The organism is Carnobacterium sp., assembly GCF_040274945.1.
GTDB lineage: Bacteria > Bacillota > Bacilli > Lactobacillales > Carnobacteriaceae > Carnobacterium_B.
In genome coordinates this window covers 118,825-139,058 of sequence record NZ_JBEMAR010000004.1, presented here as the reverse complement: position 1 = coordinate 139,058, position 20,234 = coordinate 118,825, and the positions used below count along the sequence as shown (strand labels likewise).

General features: G+C 34.9%; 17 protein-coding genes. 2 read left to right on the top strand and 15 right to left on the bottom strand.

Going from position 1 to position 20,234, the window contains the following annotated elements; genetic code table 11:
* Window positions 1-177: 177 nt before the first annotated feature.
* Together ABS916_RS05825 and ABS916_RS05820 are read right to left on the bottom strand one after the other, a co-directional pair.
* Window positions 178-1,026, bottom strand: coding sequence for a glycosyltransferase family 8 protein (locus tag ABS916_RS05825; RefSeq protein WP_350450993.1), 849 nt, complete (start codon window positions 1,024-1,026; stop codon window positions 178-180).
* Between the two features lie 109 nt (window positions 1,027-1,135).
* The gene (locus ABS916_RS05820) at window positions 1,136-2,002 is read right to left on the bottom strand and encodes a glycosyltransferase family 8 protein (RefSeq protein ID WP_350450992.1); all 867 of its coding nucleotides are present in this window, start codon (window positions 2,000-2,002) and stop codon (window positions 1,136-1,138) included.
* 355 nt (window positions 2,003-2,357) lie between these two features.
* On the opposite strand from ABS916_RS05820, the gene ABS916_RS05815 reads away from it, so the two are divergent.
* Window positions 2,358-2,915 (top strand): hypothetical protein, encoded by a 558-nt coding sequence (locus ABS916_RS05815; RefSeq protein WP_350450991.1) that lies wholly within the window; start codon window positions 2,358-2,360, stop codon window positions 2,913-2,915.
* Window positions 2,916-2,973: 58 nt separating this feature from the next.
* Here the strand turns inward: ABS916_RS05815 and ABS916_RS05810 are convergent, their stop codons facing one another.
* A complete protein-coding gene (locus tag ABS916_RS05810) occupies window positions 2,974-6,033 on the bottom strand; it encodes an AAA family ATPase (RefSeq protein WP_350450990.1) in 3,060 nt (1,019 codons plus the stop codon).
* 1 nt (window position 6,034) lies between these two features.
* Window positions 6,035-7,165 carry an exonuclease SbcCD subunit D gene (locus ABS916_RS05805; RefSeq protein WP_350450989.1) on the bottom strand — a complete coding sequence of 377 codons (1,131 nt, stop codon included), beginning with the start codon at window positions 7,163-7,165 and terminating at the stop codon, window positions 6,035-6,037.
* 202 nt (window positions 7,166-7,367) lie between these two features.
* Between ABS916_RS05805 and ABS916_RS05800 the strand changes: the two genes are divergently transcribed.
* On the top strand, window positions 7,368-7,805 hold the full coding sequence (locus ABS916_RS05800) for an acyl-CoA thioesterase (RefSeq protein WP_350450988.1): 438 nt from the start codon (window positions 7,368-7,370) through the stop codon (window positions 7,803-7,805).
* 359 nt (window positions 7,806-8,164) lie between these two features.
* On the opposite strand, the gene ABS916_RS05795 is transcribed toward ABS916_RS05800, so the two are convergent.
* The 11 genes from ABS916_RS05795 to ABS916_RS05745 form a co-directional block, all read right to left on the bottom strand.
* Window positions 8,165-8,728, bottom strand: a complete 564-nt coding sequence (locus tag ABS916_RS05795; RefSeq protein ID WP_350450987.1) for a 5-formyltetrahydrofolate cyclo-ligase — start codon at window positions 8,726-8,728, stop codon at window positions 8,165-8,167.
* A gap of 27 nt (window positions 8,729-8,755) precedes the next feature.
* Window positions 8,756-9,391: a cyclodeaminase/cyclohydrolase family protein gene (locus ABS916_RS05790; RefSeq protein WP_350450986.1), complete on the bottom strand. Its 636-nt coding sequence runs from the start codon at window positions 9,389-9,391 to the stop codon at window positions 8,756-8,758.
* A 35-nt stretch (window positions 9,392-9,426) separates the two neighbouring features.
* Window positions 9,427-11,103 (bottom strand): formate--tetrahydrofolate ligase, encoded by a 1,677-nt coding sequence (locus ABS916_RS05785; RefSeq protein WP_350450985.1) that lies wholly within the window; start codon window positions 11,101-11,103, stop codon window positions 9,427-9,429.
* A gap of 168 nt (window positions 11,104-11,271) precedes the next feature.
* Window positions 11,272-12,471 (bottom strand): dicarboxylate/amino acid:cation symporter, encoded by a 1,200-nt coding sequence (locus tag ABS916_RS05780; RefSeq protein ID WP_350450984.1) that lies wholly within the window; start codon window positions 12,469-12,471, stop codon window positions 11,272-11,274.
* Window positions 12,472-12,822: 351 nt separating this feature from the next.
* A complete protein-coding gene (locus ABS916_RS05775) occupies window positions 12,823-13,506 on the bottom strand; it encodes an ABC transporter ATP-binding protein (protein ID WP_350450983.1) in 684 nt (227 codons plus the stop codon).
* The gene (locus ABS916_RS05770; protein ID WP_350450982.1) at window positions 13,506-14,582 is read right to left on the bottom strand and encodes an ABC transporter permease; all 1,077 of its coding nucleotides are present in this window, start codon (window positions 14,580-14,582) and stop codon (window positions 13,506-13,508) included. Before ABS916_RS05770 ends, ABS916_RS05775 begins: the two co-directional genes overlap by 1 nt.
* Window positions 14,583-14,698: 116 nt before the next feature.
* On the bottom strand, window positions 14,699-15,280 hold the full coding sequence (locus tag ABS916_RS05765; protein ID WP_350450981.1) for a TetR/AcrR family transcriptional regulator: 582 nt from the start codon (window positions 15,278-15,280) through the stop codon (window positions 14,699-14,701).
* Between the two features lie 114 nt (window positions 15,281-15,394).
* Window positions 15,395-16,732 (bottom strand): C1 family peptidase, encoded by a 1,338-nt coding sequence (locus ABS916_RS05760; RefSeq protein WP_350450980.1) that lies wholly within the window; start codon window positions 16,730-16,732, stop codon window positions 15,395-15,397.
* Window positions 16,733-17,039: 307 nt separating this feature from the next.
* Window positions 17,040-17,249: a heavy-metal-associated domain-containing protein gene (locus ABS916_RS05755; RefSeq protein ID WP_350450979.1), complete on the bottom strand. Its 210-nt coding sequence runs from the start codon at window positions 17,247-17,249 to the stop codon at window positions 17,040-17,042.
* Window positions 17,250-17,299: 50 nt separating this feature from the next.
* Window positions 17,300-19,747 (bottom strand): heavy metal translocating P-type ATPase, encoded by a 2,448-nt coding sequence (locus ABS916_RS05750; RefSeq protein ID WP_350450978.1) that lies wholly within the window; start codon window positions 19,745-19,747, stop codon window positions 17,300-17,302.
* A 17-nt stretch (window positions 19,748-19,764) separates the two neighbouring features.
* The gene (locus tag ABS916_RS05745; RefSeq protein WP_350450977.1) at window positions 19,765-20,211 is read right to left on the bottom strand and encodes a CopY/TcrY family copper transport repressor; all 447 of its coding nucleotides are present in this window, start codon (window positions 20,209-20,211) and stop codon (window positions 19,765-19,767) included.
* Window positions 20,212-20,234 lie beyond the last annotated feature (23 nt).

The window sequence follows — 20,234 nt, the reverse complement described above, 5'->3', positions numbered from 1 at the left end:
TTCTGCTCACGGTTGTCAATTATGTAAATTTCAATTTTAAGTTTTTAATTAGTCGTTAACTATCATACAAGCTTTATTGAAGAACACAAAATTGCTTTGGCTAAATCTAAATGCGGAAAAGGACTGGAATAGTATCCCAGCCCTTTTCAACCATATAGTTAAATTTATTTCTCTATTTTAAAGCAATTTGGTTTCTTTTTGCACTGGGAAGAATGTTTTTTCACGAATATCAAAATAATTCTCTCTAAATGGGTGATTAGAATCAGCGTTCCAAGGTTTGGCATGTCCACAGAAATGAATAACTGCAGGATTTTCTCTTGCTTCATCCCATTTTAATTGTCCTTGAATCGTTGGATGTTCTTTTTCCTGTAATATCATATAAGTCTGGGCATTCCAACGTGGATCAAGTTCTAACCATCTATCATGTAAGATAGCATTTAATGCATCTTGATCATGGAATCTTAATTTTTCAGGGTTATTTTCAATGAAAACTAAGACTTGTTCGGTTATTTTCTGTTCACGCCACTTTTCTAAATCCATTACCATAAGGCCTGAATTAAAGTAAAGATCAGTTTCGCTCTCAATCCCCATTTTCTCTAATCGGTTATGGAAACCAGCATCTTCAACTGCGCCTAGTAATTGATCTCCTAAATCAACTTTCCAAAGTGCTTCAATATCTTCTAACGTAATCATATCGCAATCCATATAAATGGCACGCTTAGTTTCTTTTAATAGATTCGGTATTGAAATACGGTAGTAAGCCGTTTGCGGGATACGATCACTTTCTACTGCGCCTGAGAATTCGGTAGGATCAATTGTGACATAACTGATTCTAGCATTGTATTCTCCTACTGTGCGATTCAATAAAAATTTTGAACGAAGAGAAATATTATCATCAATCACATAAAAGTGAAAGGTGGTGTGTGTTTGTTTTGTTGTTAATAATGAAAGAAAGAGTGTTGCCAAGTGTGGTACAAATGCTTCATTGCTCGATGAGACAATTGAGATACTTTTTTGTTCAACCATTGGTAATTCCTCCTTAAATTTGCTTCATTCTTATCTTGACTAATGCTTCTAAAATTGCAAGATAAGTATCCATTTGTAGAAGAGCAATTCTTCTAATTTTCTAATTGTCTTATTTAGTTTGATTAACAGCATCTTTTTTAGTTACTTCATCATAAAAAGGTGTTTTCTTTAATTCTTCTAAATACTTTTTAGTATATGGATGGTATTCATCAGAATTCCATGGTTTGTCATGTCCTGTGAAATGTACGATGGATGGCTGATTAACAGCTTCTTTATAGGTTTTAGCGTAGTAATCATTTGGTGGTTGATGCCTTTCAAATACTAAAGAAGTTTGAGCATTCCATTTTGGATGGAGTGCATACCACTTCTCATAAAGGGTTCCATTTAAGGCATCTTGATCATGATAGATAATTTTATCTGTTTGTTCTTCAAGAAACGTTAATGTTTTCTCAGTGATTTTAGCCTTACGCCAATTAGTCAAATTCATTAGCAACAAACCAGAATTAAAATAGTAATCTTCTGTTTCAATTCCTAATCTAGGATGTACCACGGCTTGTCCAGGGTCAATTACAGCTCCAACCACTTTATCTCCTATATCCGTTTCATATAATTTTGAAACATCATCCAATACTAAAACATCGCTATCAATATACAATACCTTTTCATAATGTTTATCTTCTAATAAATCAGGTAATGATATTCTATAATAAGCTGTTTGTGTGATGTGGTCGCTTTCCATAACGTTTGCATACAATTCTGAATCGACTTCTAAATAGTCAATTGTTGCCGTGTGATTGGAAATACTTTTTTCTAATTTTTCTTTACTCTCAGAAGTTATGTGATCATCAATAATGTAAAATGCTACGTCATAATCACTAGAAAGATTATCCAAAATTGTTTTTAGAGTGACACTTAGGTAAGGTGCATAATTATTATCTGCAGCACTTACAATCGGAATCAATTTTCTTTCTCCCATTTTCCAACCATCCTTTCTGTTAGTTCATTAAATAAGTATGAGTATTTAATTAAGATTTGATTTCTGTCTATACAAAATTCTACCTCTTTATTCTTTTTTTTACAAACGATACGCCTTGATATAACAACGTTTACTTTAAAATTTTAAAAAAACAACAAATCCAGTAACCGTTTACAACCTCTTGTGACTTGATTTCTTTGACTTTTAATTCAATTTTAGTTCTTTAGTACTATAGAATTTTTTTATATTTCATGTATACTAAAAACAAATTCAAAAATACATATTATTCCTTATTTATAAAAATTAGCTTGCCTAATTTATCAACATAGTAAGTGAAAGAGAAGAAGGTCTTATAGTGAAAATCTATCTTATGTTAACCGATACAAATACTGTTTTTTCAAGAGCCATTAAACTGTACACAAAAGCAACCTATAATCATGCTTCCATTGCTTTGGAACCTTCATTATTAAAGCCTTATAGTTTTGGTCGTAAGTATGCGCATAACCCTTTTTGGGGTGGTTTTGTAGAAGAAGATTTGTCTCGTCATTATTTTTCAAGAGCCCAATGTGCCATTTATACATGTGAAGTATCCGAATCACAATATAAAAACCTGGTTGAATTGCTGTCTTTTTATAATCAGACTAAAGATATTTACCACTATAATTTAATTGGTTTAGTAACTTTAGCTTTAAATATCGATTTTGATAGAAATGACTCTTACTTTTGTTCGCAATTTGTAGCATCTGTTCTTAGTGAAAGTGGCATTCATACATTTGAAAAAGAACCGCATTTTGTAACACCCGAAGATTTAAGTCAACTTTCTATATTTGAACAGCTTTATTCGGGTTCATTAATGGATTATCTTTTAACGGTTTCTAAAGAACAACCTAAACCGCAATTGTTACTATCCTAAATATAAAGAAAACAGTATGCGTAGATAAAAAAGATCAAGACAAAAGTCTTGATCTTTTTTATGCTTTTATAGTAGCGTGACTGCCTCTAGATGATTTTGTTACTTCAATATGAACGGGTATTCTCGTTTTCAACTCTTCAACATGAGAAATGATCCCTACTAATCGACCGCGTTGATTTAATTCAAATAATGTTTCAATCGCACTGTCTAATGAATCCACATCTAGTGTACCAAAACCTTCATCGATGAATAAAGTATCTACACTGACTCCTCCACTATGATTTTGAATCACATCACTTAATCCTAAAGCTAGTGCCAAAGAAGCTTTAAAACTTTCTCCACCCGATAAGGTTTTAACACTTCTTTTCATACCGGTATAATTATCAAATACATCTAGATCCAATCCTTTAGGACCTGCGCCTTTTGTTTTTTCTTTATTACGAATAAGCGAGTAACGATTAGTCGTCATTTGAGTAAATCGTGTGTTCGCTGCTTCAATGATTTCTTCAAAATAAATTCCCAAAACATACCGTTCGAATGAGATATAATCTGTTTCTTTTGATCCATTGGCCATTTCAGCTAACTCTTTGTACATTAGGTATTCTTCTTGTTGATCCTTTTTTGCATGATGGTTCAGTTGAATTTGAGAAAGAATCGATTGTACTGTTTTATTCGTCCCAATCTGCTCATGCTGTTGCTCTTTCAACATTTTGCTTTCACGTTCAATTTCTTGATTGTCCAACGTATACACCTCACAGGAGTGAGTAGTACTTTCTTTTTCAAGTAACCTTTTTTGTTCCAAGATATTCGTTTGATTCGTCCATTTTTTCTTATCAAACGATTCGATTTCTGCTCCCCATTGCTGTTTAGTTTCTTGGCTTAATAAATAGTTTTCAAAAGTATCCTCTAAATGATTTAGCGCTAATTGCTGCTTAAATTTTTCTCTCATCTCAAACTCTCGTTCAAGTAAAGTTTGTACTTGTTTTTCTAAAGATTTCGTACTTGTCTGGTACTGGGTCAGCATTTTTTCTAGTTGAACTTTCTTTTCTTGAGCTTCGATGTAATCATTTTCAATATATGTGATTTCATTTGTTTTTTCTTCGACTTGTTTATGCAGAACCGATAGATCCGTTTCTATTACAGTTGTATTTAAAAAATCAATTTCGATTGTCAATTCATCGATTCGTTTTTTATTGTATTGAACTGAAGAATGAAACTCTTGAATGGTTGTTTCTTTTTCTTTTATTTGAAGTACTTTTCCTTTTTTGTTCTTCTCAATTTCTTCTTCTGTATTTACCCTATTTTGCAAATCTGCTAACTCTGCTGTTAATTGCTGTTGTTGCTTATTTTCATTAGATACTTGGTGTTCAATTTTATTTCGTTCATCTTGTATGTTACTTTTTTGAATAGCTAAGTTTGTTTCACTAGAGTGAATAGCTTTATTTAATCCTTGTAACTCAATAGAGATTCGATCAAACTTCATACCTGCTTCATTTTTTTGTAGTTCTAACTCTTCCAGCATTTCTTTTGAAATCGTGTCTGGTGCCACCATCGCAGGAGAGGGATGATCAAGCGATCCGCAAACTGGACAGGCTTTATTTTCTTCTAAATTATTGGCTAGAACACCAGCGATATTTCGATTATAAACCAATCGTTGTTCTTGGTATTGTCTTTCTATTTGAGTAAATTGATTTTCTATTTCTTTAAATTCACTCGCTTTAACTGCTTGTTTTTCTAAAAACACACTTAGCTCGTTTAAAGACTCTTGTTGTTTGATCGTTTCGTATTGTTTTTGTTGCAAACTATTTGCTTCACGCTGTTTCTCCAACATACTTATTTTGGCCTGTTGTATTTCTTTTAGTTCAAGTTCTTGTTTTTTTAATTGTTCTTCCACTATCTCGACTTGGCTTTTCAGCAACTGAATATTCTGTAAATGTTGCTCATTTTCTTTTTTTAAGTTAGCTTGCATGTCATACTTGGCTACTCGTTCACCCAATAATTTTTCTTGTTCTTTCAAATGGACCAAAGCTTCTCGCTTATTCGGCAATTCGCTATAAGCCAATTGAAAAACAGCATAATTTTTTTCTGTTTCGTCTAATTGACCTACTGTTTCAGCTAACTTCTGTTGTTCGTCGTATTGTTCTTTTTCAATAGTCTCTTTTTCAGTGACGATTCTTTCTAGTTGTCGTTTTACTTCCAAACAATCCTCTGCTTTTTTAGCAAGCTCTAAATTCACACGTTTGGTTTCAATCATTTCTTTACTATTGTCCAAAAAATTCTTTTCTTTTTCTAGAGAATCTAAAACAGTTAACAACTCTATCTTTCGTTGATTACTATGATATTTCCCGTCTAAAGTTGCGAGTTTTTTTTCAATGACTGCAATCTTTTTTTGATAACTTTCAACTACGTGACCCAATTCTTTTATAATCATTGGTATATCAAAATATGCAATGGCTTCATTCAAGATATCGTTAGTATGCTCAGGAATCATTCCAACAAATTGCTGTAAAGTACTCTCACTTTGGTTAATTTCTTGTTTTAGATCGCTGGCCTTTTCTTTTAAGATTGATTGAAATTCTTTGATCCTATCTGTTTGGAAAATATTCCGAAAAATCTTTTCTTTATCCGCGCTGTTAGATTCCAACATTTTTTTAAATTCACCTTGAGGAAGCATAACAATTTGTTTGAATTGTTCGTACGATAATGAAAGCAATTCCTGAATTTCTTTATTTGCTTCATTAATTTTGGTGGTAACTGTACCATCATGATGAAATTCCACTTCTGAAGACCAATTTTTTAACTTCCCGTTTTTACCAGGGCCTTTTTGTGCAGGGCTTCTTTTAATAAAATATTTTCTGCCCATTATTTCAAATTCTAATTCTACAAAACAGAGTACTTCATCTGTAGCAAATTGTGATTTAAATGAATCTTTTCCACGACTTGTTCCACTTGCATCATCATATAAAGCGTAAGCAATAGCATCGAATATTGTCGTTTTTCCTGCCCCAGTAGGACCACTTACTAAGAATAGCGTTTGTTGGTGAAATTGAGTAAAGTCAATCACAACTTTTTCTTTATAAGGCCCAAAAGCATTCATAACTAATTTTAATGGTCTCATGTTACTCTCCTCTCTCCATTTCATGCAAAATGTTATTAATGATACTTTTGTGTTCGACAGTTAAATCTTTTTCTTTGTAATGTGCATAAAAATCATCAAAAATATCTTGGACTGATAATTTTTTTAAGTGTTCTTGATGCATAATTGATGCGTTTTCTTCGCGTTCTTTTCGAGCCGCATACTCCAAGCCCATCGCATTTGGATAACGACGGCGCAGTTGATTCATTGCATCCATAACAAAATTTTCATCCATTAATTCAAAAAATACATAATCGTCTGAATGTTGCTCCATTAATGTAGCAAAGAAACCTTTTATGATACGCATATCTCGTTTAGGTTCAATATAGATTGGCTCAATCTCAACATGATTTTTTTCTAACGTTACTAAGGATATTTGTTTTTTATGCACCGCTTCTGATTTCGAATATTTTAATATCGATCCGCTATAACGGATACGATCATGCTTTACTTTTTGAGCCTTATGCAAATGACCCAATGCTACATAATCAAAGTCTTCAAATAACTCCACACTTACGTATTCAGCCGTTCCAATACTTAATGGTCTTTCCGAATCGGTCGTTTCAGAAGTATCATTGGTTAAATTAATGACGTATCCATGTGCTATCAAAACATTGATTTCTGAAGGATCCATCTCTTTTTTGATGGCTTCTATTTGAACCCTTGTGGCGTCTTCTAGGCTTTTGATTGACTCGTCTTGCAGCAGCTCCCTTATATAAGCATAGTCTGCAAAAGGCAGTAAATAAAAATTCACTCCTTTAAGGGTTACTTTTCTTGTCACTTCTTTGACAGTTCCTTCAATATAAAGCTGATTGGTTGCTAAAAGATCTGCTCCATATTCTACTCGTTCATTACTATCATGGTTGCCTGCTATCACTAAAATAGGAAGATCAACTTCTTGAATCAGTCTTGTCAATACTTTATTAGCTAAGGCTACTGCTTCTTTTGAAGGCATCGCACGGTCATATAGGTCTCCCGCCATAATTAAGGCGTCTACCTGTATTGTTTTTAATTTTTCAATTAATTGATCAAGGAAATATTCTTGATCCTCTAACATCGACATTTCATTGACAATTTTCCCAATATGCCAGTCTGCTGTATGTAATAATCGCATAGGTATTCTCCTTTATTAACATTCCTGTAAAAAATTAGCTTATCACTTTTTTGAACGTTCTTCTATCAAGAAGTATACTACGAATATTTCACTGAGAACACCAGCTAATAAAAACTAGCTATCTCTTCTATTTTTGATGAACATAAAAGGAGTCAACTATGCTATCATACTAGTAAACACTAGTAAGGACTGAAACGCAGATATGAAAAAAACTTTCGACTTATACGAACATTTAGCTCAGTATTATGAAACGGATCAGATGGGTATCATTCATCATTCAAACTATATCCGTTGGTTTGAAGAAGCTAGAACTAATTTATTAGATCAAATGAGCTTTGGTTACGATCAAATGGAAAAGCTCGGAGTTATTGTGCCTGTTCTAGAGATTGCATGCCACTACAAATCAATGGTGTATTACAACGACCGTGTTTACATCATACCTAAGATTGAAGCCTTTAACGGTATTCGTTTGACGATCTCTTATCAAATTCTAGATAAAACTACCGGACAATTACGGACGACAGGGGAGAGCAAACATTGTTTCTTAGACAAGGAAAATCGACCTGTTTCTTTGAAAAAGAAGCATCCGGAACTATATGATTTATTCGATGCCTATTTAGGTGTTGATTTATCAAAATAGTATATGCTGTCAAAAATGCATAGCATGGATAGCTAACAACAAAAAAGGCTGTATATTTTTTGACATTGATGGATCAGTCAAATCTATTATCCAAAATTTCTGGAGGAATAGGGGGGCTTGTAGCCATGTAAAAGATTCATTGCGGATTACAAAACGTTAACGCTTCAGCGATTACGCTTTGTTTGAGGCTTGAAAGTTTGAAGACTATGGGTTTCAGACTTCAGACGGTCTCATGCCTCTCCACAAGTAACCCGTCCATTCCAGAAGAAATTTTATTTTACCGCACCAATACCATTTGTTATAGAACAAAAAAAAGCCAAGAGATTTTATATTTAATCACTTTGGCTTTTTACTATTATTTACTCAGACTTTTCCGTTATGATTTTTTGTACTGGTATATCAAATGGTTCTATTGGAAGAGATGAAGTTACTTGTTTTGAGTAAATAAGTCCTACCGTACAATTCGGGAAGTCTTTCAAAAAACGGTCATAATACCCTCCACCAAAACCAACTCGGTACCCTTTTTTATCAAAAATCAATCCTGGAACCAATACTAAATCAATTTCCGTTTTTCCTACCACTTTTGTCTGAGCAGGTTTCGGTTCAATTAGATTATAAAAACCCTTTTCTAATTGCTCCATACTTGTAAAGTCATAAAAAATCATTGCTTTATGCTCTGGAACGCACTTTGGAGCACAAACCGTTTTTCCTTCTTCCCAAGCTTTCTTGATGATTCCCAATGTATTCCATTCAAATCCTTGGGAAAGCGTCACCCCTATTCTCTTAGCGAATCTCCATTCGCTCGACCTAAACAGATTCTCTTCTAGTTTTAGTTCTATGGCTGCTTTTTCTTCAGCAGAAATGCTATTGAGTAAAGAAATCATTTTTTTCCGCAATGCTTGCTTTTCTATTTTTTCTGTCATTGATTACCTCTTTCTATCCTTAAATTTTTATTGATTTGGTGATTGATATGAACGACTGATTTTTTGGTAAACGTTAGTTGCAAGGGTTGTTCCTTTTTCTAATAGCTGATCAGCCTCTTGATTTAATGCTTCTTTTTTATGTTTATTTTTCATTGAAGCCGTATTGATATAAACACTTAAACTAGCCCCTTCTAAAGCAGCTTTGCAAAAAACAATTCCAGTTCCAGCATCTGCAATCAGCATCGTATTTCCAATTTTTGACATTTGCTCAAGCAATTCGATCGCTCTTAGAGTATTTTCCATTATTTCAATTGGAACGACTGAAGCCCCCACCAATGCTTCTTCTATTACGTTTTCTTTATAGTTTATTTCGGCTGGCGTTTCTTTAGGCAACTTGTAAGCTTGTGCTAAGGGATAAAAAGCCTCTGCATCTTTTTGAATCAAATCTTCTAACGTCAGTTTGATTTGTTCTAACTCTTCAACAATTTTTTCTACTTCAGTCTCAACGGCTTGATACTTTTTCTTTCCAATAGTAAAATTTCCAACCATACTCCCTAAAGAAGAACCTACTGCAGCCACTAAGGCCGCTGCACCACCTGCTCCAGGTGTAGATTGTTTTGCAGAAAGTTCGGTTAAAAAATATTCAATCGTTTGTTCTTTCATTGTCATGATCTCCTTTCTTTAATGGTTAAAGAAAACTAAAATAATCCAATGATTCTTCCATCCGCTAACACATCAATCGACTCTGCTGCCGGTACTTTTGGCAACCCTGGCATCGTCATAATATCACCCGTTAATACAACTATAAATCCCGCTCCAGCAGAAACTTTTACTTTTTTTATGGTCACTGTAAAATCTTCCGGTCGCCCTAGTTTATTTTTATCATCTGAGAAAGAATATTGTGTCTTTGCCATACAGATAGGTAAGTTCCCGAATCCAAGAGCTTCTAGACGAGTAATTTCTTTTTTTACTCCAGGAGCTAATGCAATTCCATCACCCCCATATACTTTTTGAACCACTTTAGTCATTTTATCTACCAACGAATCCTCTAACTCATAAGCATAGGTTAATGTACTTTTTTGTTCTGCCAAATCAACAACTGCTCTAGCTAAATCTTGTCCACCGTTACCGCCATTTTCCCAAACATCTGATAAAACAACATGTACCCCAAGTTCTTCACACTTTTCTTTCACCAATGCTAATTCTTCAGCGGTATCTGTTGGGAATTTATTGATGGCTACAACAGTTGGCATACCAAAAACGGTTTGCATATTTTCAATGTGCTTCATTAAATTAGGTAAACCTTTTTCAAGGGCTACCACATTTTCTTCTTTTAATTCTTTTTTAGCCATTCCACCATGCATTTTTAAGGCTCTTACCGTTGCTACGACTACAACCGCAGAAGGTTCCAAACCTGATAAACGACATTTAATATCCATGAATTTTTCAGCACCTAGGTCAGCACCAAATCCAGCTTCAGTGACAACATAATCGGCATATTTTAAAGCTAATTTCGTTGCTTTTATGCTGTTACATCCATGAGCGATATTAGCAAATGGTCCTCCATGAATAAACGCCGGTGTATGTTCCAAGGTTTGAACCAAGTTTGGTTTTAACGCTTCTTTTAATAAAGCTGCCATTGCTCCATGTGCTTTCAAATCTCCTGCAGTAACCGGTTGCCCAGCTACACTGTAGCCTACAATAATATTTTTTAACTTTTCTTTCATTTCTTCCATATCCATTGATAAACATAAGATAGCCATAATTTCTGAAGCTACCGTAATATCAAATCCATCTTCGCGTGGAACACCGTTCGTTTTGCCATTTAATCCATCAACGATAAATCGCAATTGGCGATCATTCATATCCACGACACGTTTCCATGTAATATTTCGTGTGTCGATTGCTAGTGCATTTCCATGATGAATATGATTGTCCAGCATAGCAGCTAATAAATTATTGGCTGCACTAATAGCATGGAAATCTCCTGTGAAATGCAAATTTAAATCTTCCATGGGTACAACTTGAGCGTATCCTCCGCCTGCTGCTCCACCTTTCATACCAAAAACTGGTCCTAAAGACGGTTCTCTAAGCGCGATTGCAGCTTTCTTGCCTATTTTTTGAAGTCCATCTCCTAATCCGACTACGGTTGTTGTCTTTCCTTCTCCAGCTGGGGTTGGCGTAATAGCCGTTACAAGGATCAACTTACCCTCTTTTTTAGTCTTCAAATCTGTTAATTCTAGTTCATTGATTTTAGCTTTATACTTTCCGTACTGTTCAATCGCATTATCATTGATTCCTAATTTCTTAGCAATTTCTACTATTGGTTTCATTGTCGTTTCTTGTGCAATCGTGACATCTGTTTTAAATTCCATATGTATTTCCCCCAGTTAGTTCTAAAGTCATTTTCTTATCCTTATATTACCATTTTTCTTAACCATTTCCTTCTAGAATTAGTTAATTTAATCCTATCCTTTCATTTTATTCCTAAAAAAAAACGTTTAGCTTATATTAAGCTAGACGTTTTTCTTCTATTCATATCTTTAATTATTCTTTTTTAAGATGTGTTTAAAGTAAATTTTATCCATGATAACTGCAATAGCATTATCCCCTGAAATATTTGCTGCAGTTCCAAAACTATCTTGCGTTAAATACAATGTTATCAAAAGATTCCCCAGCACGCCTGTAGGATCTATACCAACCATTGTCATAAAAGGCAAAGCACTCATAATACCTCCTCCTGGCGCACCAGGGGCCGCTACCATGGCTATACCCAACATCGCAATAAATCCTGCCATCATACCAAAATGTACCGGCATATTGTACATTAATAAAACAGCTGTTACACATGAAGTAACCGTTACAATGCTTCCCAATAAATGAATTGTAGCACATAATGGGATGACAAATTCACGAATTTGTGTCGACACACCATTCTTTTTAGCCACTTCTAAGTTCACTGGAATAGTTGCTGCCGAGGACTGTGTTCCAATTGCTGTTATATAACCTGGAATTTGATTTTTAATTAATGTTAAGGGATTTTTCTTTGTATAAAGTCCAGCAATCACAAAAAAGAGTGAAACAAGGATGAGTTGTAAACCAATCACAATCACAAATACTTTCCAAAAAACTGAAAGAATCGAAAATACACTTCCTGTATAACTCAAATTCACAAAATTACCAAATATAAAAATGGGCAGTCCCGGAATAATTAACGAATTAAGTAGTTTACTGATAATCAAACTAAATTCACTAAAAAAGTTGTACATGGTATCTCCCTTGCCTTGTCCTCTTAACCAAGAAATACAAATCCCAATCATGAATGAAAAAACAATGGCAGAAGTAACGTCCATAATAGGCTCTATAGGAATAGAAAATAATGGTGCAAGGCTAGCTTTTTCACCGATACCTTCAGCACTTAATCCACTATCGATAAATAATGGAAAAACATTCACAGCTATAAAATACGCGATAAAACCAGCAATCAATGTTGAAGTGTAAGCCATCAATGTGGTGATTCCCAACAATTTTCCTGCTCCTTGTGTAAGATCCGCAATACCCACTACCACAAAACCAATGATCATCAATGGGATAATAAAACTTAATAAACTACTGAATAGAGCAGAAATCGTAACCGGTATTTGAATAATGAAATCCGGCAAAAAAGCCAATTGTCCAAAAACAATACCTAAAATAATTGCTATTAGCAACTTTGTTACTAATCCTAATTTGATCCTCTTCATCTTTTATTCACTCCTTTTATAAACAAAAAAAAGAATTTACTTTTTATCGCTAAATTCTTCCTTCACTATCCTAACATATATTTTCATTTCTAACCATTTTTTAATTAAAAAATAGATTTCTTTTAAAATAGAATCAGTCTTCTTTTTACATATTAAAGTATAAAAAAATTGAGGCTGGGACAAAACTACTTTTGTGAAAAAAGTAGTCCCACTTTCGTTTGTTTTGATAGAGATATAGAAAAATACACTCCCACTACTGAACAAAATAGTTCATAGTTTTGGGAGTGTATTTTTTTGAGAGACCTTTTGTCCCAGCCTCAATGGCTCTTTTATTAATGATTAATTTGCAAATTATACCGTTTTTTCTTCTTTAAGTACACCATCTTCAATACGATAAACGCGATCACAATATTTCAACATGCGTTCATCATGGGTAACCATAATAGCTGCTTTATTGCGAGATTTCACTTCTTTTGCAATCAGCTGTACAACTTCATGAGCACGTGCAGTATCTAGATTAGCTGTGGGTTCATCTGCTAAAATAACATCAGGATCATTCATAAAAGAACGCGCAATAGCCACACGTTGCCTTTCACCACCAGATAGCTTGTCTGGAAATTTTTCAAATTTAGTGTCTAACCCTAAATCAGTTAGAAGTTCTCTTGCTATTTTTTTCATATCTTCAGTAATGGAACCCTTCATTTTTACGACAACTAATAACTGATCTAGTACAGTCAAATACGGAATCAAGTTTGACGTTTGCAATATAAAACCAATTTGTTCCAAACGAACTTGTGCTAACTCTTTTTCATTCAAAGTGGATATTGCTCTATCCTTAATAAATACTTCTCCTTCAGAAGGTTTCAATAAAGCTCCTGCAATTGCTAAAAAAGTACTCTTTCCTGAACCAGATGGTCCAATAATAGCTACAAATTCTCCCTTATCCACAGTCATTGAAACTTGATTTAACGCAATCGTTTCACTTTCACTATCTTGATAACGTTTTGTGACATTTTTTAATTGAATACCAGACATTATTCCAACCTCCCTAATGCTGTTAACGGATCAATTTTTGAAATTTTGATCACAGAAAATAGCGAACTTAAGACACTTATCGCTAGTAAAACGATACTATAAATGAAGACCATAGGAAGTTTTAAGTTAAACGGCATACCCTCTGGTAATACTGCAGCAGTAAGATAAGTCAGCCCAATTCCTACTATGATACTGATAGCTGATAAAACGAAAACTTGTGAGATAACGGTTTTAATAACAAATCCGTTGCTTCCTCCAATGGCTTTTAGCACACCGAATTGCTGCGTTTTTTGATTGGTTAAAACATAAAAGAACACACCAATAATAAAAGCTGAAATAATAATTAAAAACCACAGCATCATCATAATCGTGCCGTTTTCAGCTGTATACCCAGGAACTGCATTTACAGCTTCATCTTTTGTCCCTATCTCAATGCCATCAATTTTTTCATTTATTGCTTCCACATCTACATCCGTTCCTTGAAGTAGAATTCCATTAACTGGATTTTCTATACCGTTATCTGAACCAGGTGCAGCGTACTTAATGGTACGAAATTTATCCAACTGTGCAAAAATAACCGGCTGATGATTTAAAGTTTCATTTTGGACAAAACCGATAATCTCCACTTCTTCATTAGATCCATTGATTGCTAACTGATCACCTAATGAGAAACCGTCTTCTTTCAGCGACTCATTCACAATTACACCATTTGAATTACTGTTTATTAGTGCTTTTCCAGAACTGACAGCCGGCTCCATAAATGATCCGGGTTGAATACCCGCTATAAGGACATCCGTCTTTGTTGCATTCTCTTCATCACTGGCAGCAGAACGTATAGAAGCCGATACCGTTCCCATTGAAGCGACAGCTTCGACCCCTTTTTCGTCTAGCAATTGTTTCTCCAAGTCTTCAGAAAGAATTGACTTAGAAAAACTAAAATCCGTTTCTTTTTCAAAAACAATGTAATCTGCCTCCGAATATTTTAACGTCGAAGTTGCTAAATCAGATAACCCTGTTCCAAGACCAGATAATACAAACACAAGCCACGAAATAAATACTATAATTAAACCAATCATAATAAATCTTCCTTTGGAGTGTTTTAGTTCCTTCAGTGCTAAAAACATTTATCCTACCCCATTTCTTTAAGTACTTATCTTTACAAAGAGTAGTATACAACAAAGTGACACTAGTGTCACTTTGAAATGTCAAAAACACCATTTTTAATGATCATCTTGATAAAATAAGCCCTTTCTTGGGAACTTAAATTAGAACGATCGGGTATGTTAATGCTATGAAAAATAATACCCACAATTAAACTATCCGGTATTTCTTTTTTTATGTGACCATTTGTTTTACCAGTCTGGATAAATTGTTGAATATAGTTAAAAAATTGTCCATGGACCTCTCCAGAAACAGTTTCTTTTTTTTTTTGTTTTTCAGTACTGATAATCATTTTGTCATGTGGAAGAGCATTTGAAATCAAATGTGCTTCTCGATACTTAAAAATCAACTCGAATAATTGATCAAAATGATCTGAATAGTCCAAAGACCAGTTTATCTGATTGAACTCTTCCATCATTTGTTTCATCTGTTCTACTAAGTAATCACTGATAAGTTCGTCTTTATTCGTATAATATTTATAAATGGCCGCTCTTGAAATATTTAATGATTTGGCTAGCAAACTAAACGAAAATTTTTCATAACCTTCTTTTATCAAAAGATTATGTGTCTGCAAATAAATATTATCTGTTGAAAATTTCTTTTCTCTTGCCACCAAGATCACTCCTCTTTTTCTTTTCTACTGTAGATTATAGCATGTTTTATTTCTCTAAAAAGCAAAAAACAAGAGTCTGAAGTCTCATTTCTTCAAACCCTTGTTTTTTTATTATTATTTTACCAAAGCTAGAGCACCCATTGGGTCCCATGGTTCTAATTCTATAATAGGTTCGTCTAAGGCTTTTAACCATTTTTCAGGAATGTATTTTTTGTCCACAGCAATTTGATAGTTAAATTCCTCAAACCATTTATCGCTCATGGAATAAATTCCCTTTTTACCTGATTTTTCTCCCCAACTGTTTTCAACTTTCCACGTTAGCGGCTGACCTTGTTCGTCTAAATCTACTCCCACAAATACCATTGCATGAGTCAATAAGCTATCGCCATAATCTAAGCGTTGCGCTTTTGTTAATCCGCTACCCTCACCTAGTGTCAATTCATAATTGTAACTGTGCTCATCCATTATTCCACTATCTCTTACCAACATTTTGCCCACATCACAGCCAAACCAGACTGGTTGAGCGTCTTTAATTGAAGCAACAGCAGCTTCTTTTAGTACTTGGATTGGAACATTGATGTATTGAATTGGTTTTGCTTCTTTAACGGTTCCTAAATACTTCACAGTATAGGCTCTTCCAAAAGGTTTATCTTCAGTTGGTGCATTTAGCAAGCTGACTAAACTTGTTAAATCCCAACCGACGTATTCTTTAAAAAAGTTTTGTGGAGTGATTTCATTGATACGGCAGTATTCACCCTCTTTGTTGCGATAGGTGTACGTAAACGACTCAGGAACTTCGCCCAATGCTTTTACTAGCACAGTATAAATGAAATACAACATCGTTTCCTTATTCTCTGTTAATTCGTTTAGTGAAGATCCCGCTTTATGATCTTCACGTAATTGACAAGCAAATTCTCTAAGTTTAGAGGTTAGTACTGAGTTTAATTTTCTTGTATTAGAAGAATGAAACGTTTCGGGCATAACAGATTTAGGAACCGCACCGTATTTTTCTAATAATCCAGAAAACATATCCCATTGTCCGCCATCTTGAACTGGATCCATCAATAGATGAGAAACGATTCTAGAATTTTGCGGTTCGTCTAGTGTTTCTAAAATACTGTCTAAGAAATAATTGGCTTTTTCGAGTTTATCCCAAAATAACGTATAATTTTGTGAAAACTCAAAACTATCCATATCTAATTTCTCCATTGTATCTACACGAGCCGTATTTAAAGCTGCAAACATCCAACAGCGGCCACTGGATTGTTGATTTGTTATTGCACCACGTTTGGTTTCGTTTGAGAACTCAAAAGGATGTCTTCTTAAAACATTATTATCTAAAGAAGCGTCATCAATACCAACTTTTGCTATGGCGCCTTTAATCACCTGATTTGTACTATTTGCATCAAACCGTGCTTTAAACTCTGTTAACAATTCGTTATCGATTCCCATCTTCATTCCCCCTAATTTATTACTTAAAAGGATACTCTTCTTTGGTTTATCTAGCAAGTTGATTCATTTATTCTTTCTTTTCTGATTAGGAGGGGCTCCACTCTTCCAATAAACACCTCTTGATGGAAGAGTGGAGCGGAAAACTGTCTTCACTCATCCATGAGAGGCCTCTTGATGGACAAGTGAAACAAAAAAAGCGTCTCACTTGTCCATCAAAGTTGGTTTCACGTAAAAGTAAACAAAAAAACCTCACTCTTCCATAGAAAAGCGAGGTTTCAATCTGCTAACATTAAACATTATAGGGTCTTTAGTTACTACTCGTTATCGTATAATTTGTATCGCTTAATGCTTGGTCAAAAACTGTTTCATCAATTTCATTTGGACTTTCAACAATCGCTTGTTTCGTCTCTAAATCAACAACTACACGTTCAACGCCTTCAACTGATTGAAATTTTTCAACTACTGTACTGGCACAACCTTCACATTTCATGCCTTCTATCGTTAATTCTTTTTTCATTTCTTACCACTCCATTTCCATAATGATCGTTTCTATTTGTGCTATTTTAACTAAGGTTTGAATCTCTTTAGACGCAGTGCATTGATCAATACGGATACTGAACTGAAACTCATTGCTGCCCCAGCCAACATCGGGTTTAACAATGGACCTCCAAAAATGTGGAGTATTCCCATAGCAATAGGAATACCTAAAACATTGTACCCAAATGCCCAAAATAGGTTTTCTTTGATATTTTTGATGGTTGCTTTACTCAGTTCCACGGCTGTCGTTACATCCATCAAATCACTTCTCATCAGTACAATGTCTGCAGATTCCATAGCCACATCTGTACCTGTTCCAATGGCAATACCAATATCAGCTTGGGCTAAAGCAGGAGCATCATTGATACCATCACCCACCATAGCGACTGTTTTTCCTTCAGCTTGTAATTTTTTTACCTCGCTTGCTTTTTGTTCCGGTAACACTTCGCTTAACACACGGTCAATCCCTACTTGTTTCGCAATAGCTTCAGCAGTCCGTTTATTGTCACCAGTAATCATGGCTACCTCTAATCCCATCTTATGCAATTTTTCAATGGCATTCAAGCTATTCGCTTTTACTGTATCTGCAACGGCAATCATTCCTGCCATTTGACCATCTTTAGCAATATACATTGGGGTTTTACCTTCGCTTGCTAACGTATCGGAAATTGACTCTACTGCATCAAGTGAGATCCCGCGGTCGACCATTAATTTTTTATTTCCTAATAAGAGAGATTGATTCTCTATTGTTACTTCAATTCCATGTCCAGGCAAGGCATTAAATGTTTGCGTTTTAAGAAGCGTCAATTTCTTATCTTCTGCGCCGTGAACAATTGCTTCTCCCAACGGATGTTCAGAGCCTTTTTCAGCAGAGGCTGCAAGAATCAATAATTTCTCTTCTGATAATTCACTAACGGTTACAATATCTGTTACTTCAGGTTTTCCTTCAGTCAGTGTGCCCGTTTTATCAAAAATAATCGTGTCAATTTTATGTGTTTTTTCTAGTGCTCCGCCACTTTTAATTAAAACGCCATATTCGGCTCCTTTTCCAGTACCGACCATAATAGCGGTAGGTGTCGCTAATCCTAACGCACACGGGCAAGCAATAACCAATACCGAAATTGCGATTGTCAGAGCAAATACTCCTGATTCTCCAGCTAGATACCAAGCTACTCCAGATAGAATAGCTAATACAATAACGATTGGAACGAAGTATCCTGAAATAATATCGGCAAGTTTCGCAATAGGAGCTTTTGAACCTTGCGCATCTTCAACCAACTTAATGATTTGAGATAAGGCTGTATCCTTACCAACTTTTGTAGCTTTGTATTGAATTGTTCCATTTTTATTGATACTTGCTCCAATTATTGCATCGCCAGTAGTTTTTTCAACGGGTATACTTTCTCCAGTCAGCATAGCTTCATCAACTGACGTCATGCCTTCGACCACTACTCCATCGACGGGCATTTTTTCACCTGGTTTCACGATGATCAAATCATCTACTTGTACTTCGTCGACTGCTACTTCTACCTCTTGTCCATTTCGCATCAGTCTAGCTTTTTTTGGAGCAAGACCCATTAGTTTTTTAATTGCTTCAGAAGTTTTCCCTTTTGAAAGAGCTTCAAAGTATTTCCCAAGTGTGATCAACGTCAAAATAACTGCCGCAGATTCATAATAAAGATCCATAGCTAAGCCAACATTTCCCATCCATATGCTTATAGTTGCAGCTAAGCTGTATACAAATGCAGCACTCGTTCCTAAAGCAACAAGCGAATCCATATTGGGATGCCCTTTGAGTAAAGCTTTGAATCCGACTTTAAAAAATTCTCTCCCGAGAACGACAACTGGTAAAGTCAAAATCAATTGAGTAAAAGAAAAAGTTCCAGCATTCATCATAGGATCAATCACTTTAGGTAACGGCATTCCTAGCATATGGCCCATTGAAATATACAATAAGGGAATCGTAAAAACAGCTGAAATCCAAAATCGCTGCCACATCTCTTTTATATGTTGTGCTTTTTTTTCACGATCCATGTCTAGTGCATCGGCTGATTCAATTTCTTCATTAGCTTCATAACCAGATTCTTTTACGGCATTTGTAATAGCTGCTATTTCTATTTGATCTGGATCATATTGGATACTCATTTTTTCGGTAGCTAAATTCACACTCACATTTGCTACTCCTGGTAATTTTCCAGTCACTTTTTCAATCGTTTGAGCACAGGATGCACAACTCATCCCTTCAATTGCAAAAGTTTTTTGTTTTGTATCCGTTACAGCTTTATACCCTGATTGATTTACGGCTTCTTGAATATCTTTATCTGTCAGAATTGCTTCATCATATTGTATATGCATCTTTTCAGTAGCTAAATTTACACTAGCTTCTTTGACTCCTGGTAATTTCTTAGTCGCTTTTTCAACAGTCTGAGCACAGGATGCACAACTCATTCCTTCAATGGTAAATGATTTCTCAGTCAATTCGATTCACTCCTTTTTTATGAATGGCTATGTTGGCAGTCACATTGTCCAGGTATACAGTCACACGGAACGCTGTCAACAGCTTCTTCTTTTTTTTGTTGTATGAGTTCTTCTAGTATCTGAACATCTGCATGACTCAATGTGGCTTCACGGATAAGTTCAGCAAGGGTTGTTCCAACTTTTCGATTGCACATCTGATCAAAAAAATCAGTTGTCTTACTTTTAAAACTTTCTTCTTCACTAATGACTGGACTATACAAATACTTGTTTCCAATCGCTTCGGTTTTTAAAATTCCTTTTTCAACTAAACGACCAATCAATGTTTTTATGGTTGCTTGCTTCCAATTCATCTTTTCTTTTACTATTTCGGTAATTTCTTTACTGGTTACCGTATGATTTGTCCAAACTACTCGCATGATTTCCCATTCAGCATCAGAGATAGTTGGTTGAATTTTATTCGTCATACAGAGTTCCTCCTTCTTTCCGA

Bases quoted from the DNA above. Each gene is read 5' to 3' on its own strand.
- ABS916_RS05780 (WP_350450984.1), bottom strand. From the start codon at position 12,471: ATGAAGAGGATCAAATTAGGATTAGTAACAAAGTTGCTAATAGCAATT.
- ABS916_RS05745 (WP_350450977.1), bottom strand. From the start codon at position 20,211: ATGACGAATAAAATTCAACCAACTATCTCTGATGCTGAATGGGAAATC.
- ABS916_RS05800 (WP_350450988.1), top strand. From the start codon at position 7,368: ATGAAAAAAACTTTCGACTTATACGAACATTTAGCTCAGTATTATGAA.
- ABS916_RS05760 (WP_350450980.1), bottom strand. From the start codon at position 16,732: ATGGGAATCGATAACGAATTGTTAACAGAGTTTAAAGCACGGTTTGAT.
- ABS916_RS05790 (WP_350450986.1), bottom strand. From the start codon at position 9,391: ATGAAAGAACAAACGATTGAATATTTTTTAACCGAACTTTCTGCAAAA.
- ABS916_RS05785 (WP_350450985.1), bottom strand. From the start codon at position 11,103: ATGGAATTTAAAACAGATGTCACGATTGCACAAGAAACGACAATGAAA.
- ABS916_RS05805 (WP_350450989.1), bottom strand. From the start codon at position 7,165: ATGCGATTATTACATACAGCAGACTGGCATATTGGGAAAATTGTCAAT.
- ABS916_RS05820 (WP_350450992.1), bottom strand. From the start codon at position 2,002: ATGGGAGAAAGAAAATTGATTCCGATTGTAAGTGCTGCAGATAATAAT.
- ABS916_RS05825 (WP_350450993.1), bottom strand. From the start codon at position 1,026: ATGGTTGAACAAAAAAGTATCTCAATTGTCTCATCGAGCAATGAAGCA.
- ABS916_RS05795 (WP_350450987.1), bottom strand. From the start codon at position 8,728: ATGACAGAAAAAATAGAAAAGCAAGCATTGCGGAAAAAAATGATTTCT.
- ABS916_RS05755 (WP_350450979.1), bottom strand. From the start codon at position 17,249: ATGAAAAAAGAATTAACGATAGAAGGCATGAAATGTGAAGGTTGTGCC.
- ABS916_RS05770 (WP_350450982.1), bottom strand. From the start codon at position 14,582: ATGATTGGTTTAATTATAGTATTTATTTCGTGGCTTGTGTTTGTATTA.
- ABS916_RS05810 (WP_350450990.1), bottom strand. From the start codon at position 6,033: ATGAGACCATTAAAATTAGTTATGAATGCTTTTGGGCCTTATAAAGAA.
- ABS916_RS05775 (WP_350450983.1), bottom strand. From the start codon at position 13,506: ATGTCTGGTATTCAATTAAAAAATGTCACAAAACGTTATCAAGATAGT.